The sequence below is a fragment of the Serratia microhaemolytica genome (genome assembly GCF_004011885.1).
Lineage (GTDB): Bacteria > Pseudomonadota > Gammaproteobacteria > Enterobacterales > Enterobacteriaceae > Serratia_G > Serratia_G microhaemolytica.
This window is the reverse complement of sequence record NZ_SBEF01000009.1, coordinates 91,974-98,992: the sequence shown is the minus strand read 5'-3', so window position 1 is coordinate 98,992 and position 7,019 is coordinate 91,974. Positions and strand designations below refer to the sequence as shown.

Genomic DNA, 7,019 nt, shown 5'->3' with positions numbered 1-7,019 from the left:
ATTTATCCGCCTGAATTTTCCAGTAATGGAAGGTGGCTAACTTCAGATTATTTTCGCGACAGTAAGCGGATTGGGAGAGTCCGCTGTTTCGCCAGTTATCAAGATGCTGCTGTTTTTGCTGTTTGGTGTATGGCATGGTTTATTCTCAAGCAGAGGATGTGATGGCGAGAATAATGAAAGGCTTTATTCGCTGCGGCAAGGTGAGGCTACCGGACGCTTACAATACTCGCGCAAATAACATTACAGTTACTAAGCCTAATAGCATGCTAGGAGCATCTGATTAAACACTCCCACCACTTATTTTTTTCGTCATCAGAGATGAATACTACATCGCTTCTTGGGTGCTAAAGCGCATAGTGCAAGGTATATCGTGAAGGTTGCTTCGCAATCCATGCCGATCGGTACTCCCGCACGTTGCCAGTTTGCGCAACAATAGGACACAGCGCATACGTCGTTGCTGGACACGGTTAGCTCCCCCAAGGATAACCGGTGATCCAGCGCGGATGAGCATTAAATCGCAACCAGACAGTAGAGCGGGCTAGCAACTGCCTGAATCGATTATCGTGCGGTTGTCAACATAAAGATCCAGTGGCGTTTTGCTCTTTTCTCCTGCAATTTCACGCGTCAAACGCGGCACGAGATAACCTGAAATCTGCGCCAACAGTTGCTTCATGATCAGGCGAGCTTCATCATCGCTCACGAGAAAATGTGCCGCCCCCTGCACCTTGTCCAACAAATGCAAATAATAAGGCAAGATACCCACTTCAAACAGGCGCTGGCTTAAGGCTGCCAAACTTGCTGCACTGTCATTTACCCCACGCAGCAGCACACTCTGATTCAGCAAAGTTACCCCCGCCTGACGAAGTTGTGCCATCGCAGAAGCAACCGCTTGATCAATCTCATTTGCATGATTGATATGGGTCACCATCACTACTTGAAAGCGTGAAATCGATAGACGTTGACAGAGAGCAGTAGTGACACGCGCAGGGATCACCACCGGCAACCGAGTGTGAATGCGTAATCGTTTCAGGTGCGCTATTGTCTCCAGTTCGCTGATTAACCACTCTAGTTCATGATCTTTTGCCATCAGTGGATCACCACCAGAAAAAATCACCTCATCCAACTCAGGATGCTGACGAATGTACTCCAATGCCTGAAGCAAATTAGCCTTACTCCCCGCATTGTCTTGATAGGGAAAATGCCGCCGAAAGCAGTAACGGCAGTTGACTGCACAACCTCCTTTTACCAGCAGCAGTACCCGGTTGTGGTATTTATGCAGCAAACTCGGCAATACGTTAGCCTGTTCTGCCAGCGGATCGGTGCTAAAACCCGCTGCCTGGATAAATTCAGCAGCGGAAGTTAATACTTGCAGCAGCAGTGGATCACTACTATCCCCCGGCTTGATACGAGCCGCAAAGGCTCTCGGTACGCGTAGTGGAAACAGGCGACGTGCTTCATGTCCCTGAACTAACTCCGGGTGGTCTTGCAGTGAGAGAAACCGCAACAGTTCATCGGGATCAGTAATAACATCGGCCAGTTGATACAACCAATCTTCTCTCTGAGCTATATTTTGAGTTATGATATGTGCCATTTTTTGACTAAGCTACCCATTTAATATTTTAGAGGGCCATCATGGCGACTTATTCTAGCAACGATTTCCGTCCTGGTCTCAAAATCATGCTTGAGGGTGAACCTTACGCTGTTGAATCCAGTGAGTTCGTCAAACCAGGTAAGGGCCAAGCATTTGCCCGGGTGAAATTGCGCCGTCTGCTGACCGGCACGCGCGTTGAAAAAACTTTCAAATCAACAGACTCCGCAGAAGGTGCTGATGTTGTTGATATGAATCTGACTTACCTCTACAACGATGGTGAGTTCTACCACTTCATGAACAATGAGACCTTCGAGCAACTCTCTGCCGATCAAAAAGCGATCGGTGATAATGCCAAGTGGATGCTCGATCAGGCCGAATGTATTGTCACACTGTGGAATGGCCAGCCAATCGCCGTCGTCCCACCAAATTTTGTCGAGCTGGAAATCATTGATACCGATCCTGGCTTAAAAGGGGATACTGCCGGTACTGGTGGTAAACCAGCAACCCTCAGCACCGGTGCTGTGGTGAAGGTGCCTCTGTTTGTACAGATCGGTGAAGTGATTAAGGTAGATACCCGCTCAGGTGAATACGTCTCGCGCGTGAAATAACCCGCGCAGTACTGCGAGGAGCTGTAACAACGTTCCTCGCAGTCAACAACATTTTGACCCTGCTGATTTCATGCTCACTCTGTGCTCGTAACGTAACGTATTAGCTTACCGAACAAGGCCAACAGATGACTCATCAACCCAGCTATTAAACAGAGTTTACCTTATGGCTTGGATCATTTTGCTTTTTGCTGGTCTGTTTGAGGTAGTTTGGGCTGTCGGGCTGAAATATACTCACGGTTTTAGTCGCTTAATGCCCAGTGCTATCACGTTGTTGGCAATGGCAGTGAGTATGCTGCTGCTGGCGCAAGCAATGAAAACACTGCCGGTTGGCACTGCCTATGCGGTATGGACTGGCATTGGCGCAACAGGCACTGCGATAGCAGGCATGATACTGCTCGGCGAATCTGTCAGCCTTTTACGGGTGCTCAGTCTATGTCTGATCATCGTTGGCATTTTAGGGCTGAAGTTAAGCAGCTAATCGGCTCCAATCTGGTTCAATGTCGTATGCCAGTAGCGAGGATTACCGCCAGCGCCTTCGCCATCAACTCACGCATTATCTAGCAATTTTGTCTACTACCGCACGGAAGGATGACGCTAATCGGATCGGTTCTAACACCGGTTATCGGATCCAGATCAACGCATTGGTATTGAAACCATAGCCATCAGCAACACGCACCAGTTTTTCTCGTGTTGCCGTATCTAACGAAGGTGTACGTGACAAGATCCATAGGTAGTCGCGTGTTGGCCCCATCACCAAGGCATAGCGATACTCTGGATCTAACTCAATCACGTTGTAACCGCCATAAAATGGCCCAAAAAATGATACCTTAAGCGCAGCAGTGTTTGCTGAGGCAACAAAGTAAGCTTTACCTTCACTCTGCTTCCAGCGCTGTTTTTTGCTGTCAAAACCTCGATTAACTACCTTTAACCCACCATCTGCACGCAAACTATAGTCAGCAGTGACCTGTTCCAGCCCTCTTTCGAACCAGTGATCAAGACGAGCAATTTCATACCATGTTCCCAAGTAACGCTGTTGGTCAAAATTGTCGACCACTTTAACCCCTTCCGGAGGCTTGACACTACAACCCGCAAGATAAAAGGCTGAAAGTAGAAAGATAAATTTTGACCAATAACGCATAACAGCTCCAATGTATGGTGGACTATGGGTGGCCAAAGCAGGCTGGCCACCCTGATTTTTACAGCGTCACCACTCCAACCAGAGCAGCTACGCTTAACAACATTGCCAAACCGTAGAACAACCACTTACCTGCTGGTAGATGGATCTTCACATCGTGCATCGCATGGTGGATACGGTGCAGACCACACCATAACGGTAATGCAATCATCAGTAACAGGAACAAGCGACCAACCCAGCTTTGGCAAAATGCCAGAATACGTTCATAGTTTAGCGCATCTGGAAATAAACCCAATGGCAACAAAATGCCAATCAGCAGCACAATAGCTGGGCTGACAACAGCACTCCACATTCCACCGGCACCAAACAGCCCCCAGAAAACAGGTTCATCAGAGCGCTTAGGCGATTGATTTATCATATTTCCTCCAAGTTACACTAAAGCGACAACGAGAATAATCACGTTGACAATAATTGCCAATGCCCACAGTGCCTTGACCACAGGCTCGGGAGGCATTTTCTCGCTGTTGACAATGATATTGGCCGCTTTTGGCGCCAGATCAAACCATGTTTTGGTATGCAGCAGTGCCGCTGGTAACGCGATGATATTGATCAGTAACACCAGAGGATTTTGCAAAAAGCTGACAAATCCCGCCCAGCTTTCCGCTCCACCTTTCAATGCAAACAGCCCATAAAGCAGTACGATGCTAAACCAGACTGCTGGAACTGCGGTGCCTTCACGCAACATATAGAAGCGGTAAAAACCCAGTTTTTTCCACCAGGTTGGTGCCACTGTGCGTACATAGGGCTTACGTTGTGTTGTCATTACCCTCTCCTCCCTTATTGCGGTTTCAGCATGGCGATCATGAAATCTTTGGCACTCTCAACCTTACCTTGCTGGATCGCAGCAGCAGGGTCGACATGCTTCGGACAGACTTCAGAGCAGTAACCAACAAATGTGCAGGACCAGACACCGTTTTGACCATTCAGTTGCGGCATACGCTGCTTCTTGCCATGATCACGATTATCGAGATTGTAACGGTGTGCCAAGGTGATCGCGGCTGGGCCAATAAACTCCGGATTTAGACCGAATTGAGGGCAAGCTGCATAACACAAGCCGCAATTGATACAGCCAGAAAACTGATGGTACTTTGCCATTTGCGCCGGTGTTTGCAGGTTCGCACCCTGCTCTGGTTGGCGATCATTACCGATGATGTAAGGTTTGATCGCCTCCAAACTCTCGATAAAGTGCGTCATATCAACAACCAGATCACGTTCAATCGGGAAGTTACCCAACGCTTCTACCCTCATACCATCACTGAATTCACGCAGGAAAGTTTTGCACGCCAGCCGAGGCACATTATTGACCATCATGCCGCAGGAACCACAGATCGCCATACGGCAAGACCAGCGGTAAGAGAGATCCGGTGCAAGGTTATCTTTGATATAGCCCAACGCATCCAGCAATGAGGTCTGCTCATCATAAGGCACGCTAAAGGTCTGACTATGCGGTGCTGTATCACACTCGGGGTTATAGCGCATGACCTCGATTTTCAGGTTTTTCATCTCAGCCATTGGTCTGCTCCTTATCCTTTTTTTCCTGTGCTTCGGCCTCTGCGCCGTATACACGTTTGGCCGGTGGCAGTTTGGTAATTTTCACGTTGCTATACTCCAAACGCGGCGCGCCAGTCGGGTTATGGAACGCCAAAGTATGCTTGAGGAAGTTTACATCATCACGTTCGGTACAACCTGCATCCAAACGCTGATGTGCGCCGCGCGACTCTTTACGGTTAAAGGCTGAATGAGCCATACATTCAGCAACCTCAAGGCCGTAACCTAATTCAATGGTATAGAGCAGATCGGTATTAAATACCTGCGAAGTGTCGGTGATTTTGATGCGCTTAAAGCGTTCCTTCAGTTCAGCGATTTTATCGATGGTTTTTTGCATCAATTCCGGCGTGCGATAGATGCCACACCCTTCTTCCATTGATATTCCCATCTCGTCGCGAATTTTCCCCCAACTCTCGTTGCCTTCCTGTTTCATCAGGTTAACCAGACGGTTTTCAACATCTCGAGTCTGAGCATCGAGGAGACTGACATTGGCTGGGCTACTATCCTGAGCACGACGCACCGCATGCTCACCCGCCACGCGACCAAATACTACCAATTCAGCCAATGAGTTAGATCCTAATCGATTAGCGCCATGCAAGCCAACAGATGAGCACTCACCAACAGCGAACAGCCCTTTGATCCGGGTTTCACAATTCTGATCCGTCTCAATGCCCCCCATAGTGTAGTGCGCAGTTGGCCGCACAGGGATAGGCTCTTTAACTGGATCTACCCCCACATAGGCTTTCGCCAACTCACAGATGAAAGGTAACCGCTCAAGCAGCTTTTTCTCACCCAAATGCCGCAAGTCAAGATGCACGACATCACCACGCGGTGTAGAAATTGTGCGCCCAGCACGCCATTCATGCCAGAATGCCTGTGAAACTTTATCGCGCGGCCCCAGTTCCATATACTTGTTTTTTGGCTCACCGAGTGGCGTTTCTGGCCCCATACCGTAATCCTGCAAGTAACGGTAACCCTCCTTATTAACTAGAATACCGCCCTCACCACGACAACCTTCTGTCATTAAAATGCCAGAGCCGGGTAATCCCGTTGGGTGGTACTGAACAAACTCCATATCACGTAGCGGGATACCATGATGGAAAGCCATTCCCATACCATCACCGGTGACAATGCCGCCATTAGTATTGTAGCGATAGACACGCCCAGCACCGCCTGTGGCTAAGATCACCGCGTTGGCGCGGATCTGGATGTGGGTGCCTTCCATCATATTTATCGCCACCAATCCACGTGCCTGACCGTCATCGACCAGGATATCGAGCACAAAATGCTCATCAAAACGCTGGATTTGTGGATATTTTAGTGAGGTTTGAAATAGGGTATGCAGCATGTGGAAGCCACTTTTATCGGCGGCAAACCAAGTACGTTCAATCTTCATTCCACCAAAACGGCGCACATTGATGGAACCGTCTGGTTTGCGGCTCCAAGGACAACCCCAAAGCTCCAGTTGAGTCATCTCGCGCGGGCAGTGATGGACAAAGTGATCAACAACATCCTGCTCACACAACCAATCACCACCGGCAACGGTATCCTGAAAGTGATAATCATAGCTATCGTGAGCTTGAGTCACAGCGGCAGCCCCGCCTTCGGCGGCGACTGTATGGCTGCGCATCGGGTACACTTTAGATATCAGCGCGATTTTTATCTGGGGATTAGCTTCTGCAGCAGCAATAGCTGCCCGTAAACCGGCTCCCCCTGCGCCAATAATGGCTAGGTCAGCGTTAAAGGTTTGCACTGCGATCCTCCAATATTCCTGTTAAAACAATAGACTCAATTCCTATTACTTAATATTTTTTAAAAATGTCTCAGATGTTAACGGTATTGACGGCTGATCTCTGGGTCACTTGAAGTGATCTTGCTCAAAACCAAAGACAGATAACTTCTGCTTTCCCTGTGTTACAGGGCACCCGCAGTCAGGAAAGCCAGCTCACTAACAGGCAGTCTCTCTGCTCTGTATTGCCATTTTTCCCGTTACCTTCACAAAACGAAGGCCGACCAAGAAAAGCACTGTAGACCATGTCCAGGCTATCAATGCATCCTGTCAAACACTGCGATGAGC

9 protein-coding genes are annotated in these 7,019 nt (G+C 48.8%); 2 read left to right on the top strand and 7 right to left on the bottom strand.

All coding sequences use genetic code 11. From position 1 onward, the window contains the following. Both tnpA and epmB read right to left on the bottom strand, forming a co-directional pair. Positions 1–136, bottom strand: a 136-nt coding sequence (tnpA, locus tag EOJ37_RS15035) for an IS66 family insertion sequence element accessory protein TnpA (RefSeq protein ID WP_420820621.1), incomplete at its 3' end; no start/stop codon positions are given. 402 nt (positions 137–538) lie between these two features. Beyond that, positions 539–1,591 (bottom strand): EF-P beta-lysylation protein EpmB, encoded by a 1,053-nt coding sequence (epmB, locus tag EOJ37_RS05855; RefSeq protein ID WP_127958803.1) that lies wholly within the window; start codon positions 1,589–1,591, stop codon positions 539–541. Between the two features lie 41 nt (positions 1,592–1,632). Here epmB and efp point away from each other — a divergent pair, with 41 nt between their 5' ends. Both efp and sugE read left to right on the top strand, forming a co-directional pair. Further along, positions 1,633–2,199 carry an elongation factor P gene (gene efp / locus EOJ37_RS05850; RefSeq protein WP_127958801.1) on the top strand — a complete coding sequence of 189 codons (567 nt, stop codon included), beginning with the start codon at positions 1,633–1,635 and terminating at the stop codon, positions 2,197–2,199. A gap of 163 nt (positions 2,200–2,362) precedes the next feature. Continuing rightward, positions 2,363–2,677 (top strand): quaternary ammonium compound efflux SMR transporter SugE, encoded by a 315-nt coding sequence (gene sugE, locus EOJ37_RS05845; RefSeq protein ID WP_127958799.1) that lies wholly within the window; start codon positions 2,363–2,365, stop codon positions 2,675–2,677. A gap of 141 nt (positions 2,678–2,818) precedes the next feature. Here the strand turns inward: sugE and blc are convergent, their stop codons facing one another. Genes blc through frdA form a run of 5 tightly spaced genes read right to left on the bottom strand, consistent with a single transcriptional unit; the run spans position 2,819 to position 6,695 of the window. Continuing rightward, a complete protein-coding gene (gene blc / locus EOJ37_RS05840) occupies positions 2,819–3,337 on the bottom strand; it encodes an outer membrane lipoprotein Blc (RefSeq protein WP_127958797.1) in 519 nt (172 codons plus the stop codon). A gap of 58 nt (positions 3,338–3,395) precedes the next feature. After that, a complete protein-coding gene (gene frdD / locus EOJ37_RS05835) occupies positions 3,396–3,752 on the bottom strand; it encodes a fumarate reductase subunit FrdD (protein WP_127958795.1) in 357 nt (118 codons plus the stop codon). A gap of 12 nt (positions 3,753–3,764) precedes the next feature. Continuing rightward, on the bottom strand, positions 3,765–4,157 hold the full coding sequence (gene frdC, locus EOJ37_RS05830; protein WP_127958793.1) for a fumarate reductase subunit FrdC: 393 nt from the start codon (positions 4,155–4,157) through the stop codon (positions 3,765–3,767). A 14-nt stretch (positions 4,158–4,171) separates the two neighbouring features. Then, the gene (locus tag EOJ37_RS05825) at positions 4,172–4,906 is read right to left on the bottom strand and encodes a succinate dehydrogenase/fumarate reductase iron-sulfur subunit (RefSeq protein WP_127958791.1); all 735 of its coding nucleotides are present in this window, start codon (positions 4,904–4,906) and stop codon (positions 4,172–4,174) included. After that, positions 4,899–6,695 (bottom strand): fumarate reductase (quinol) flavoprotein subunit, encoded by a 1,797-nt coding sequence (frdA, locus tag EOJ37_RS05820; protein ID WP_127958789.1) that lies wholly within the window; start codon positions 6,693–6,695, stop codon positions 4,899–4,901. Before frdA ends, EOJ37_RS05825 begins: the two co-directional genes overlap by 8 nt. Positions 6,696–7,019 lie beyond the last annotated feature (324 nt).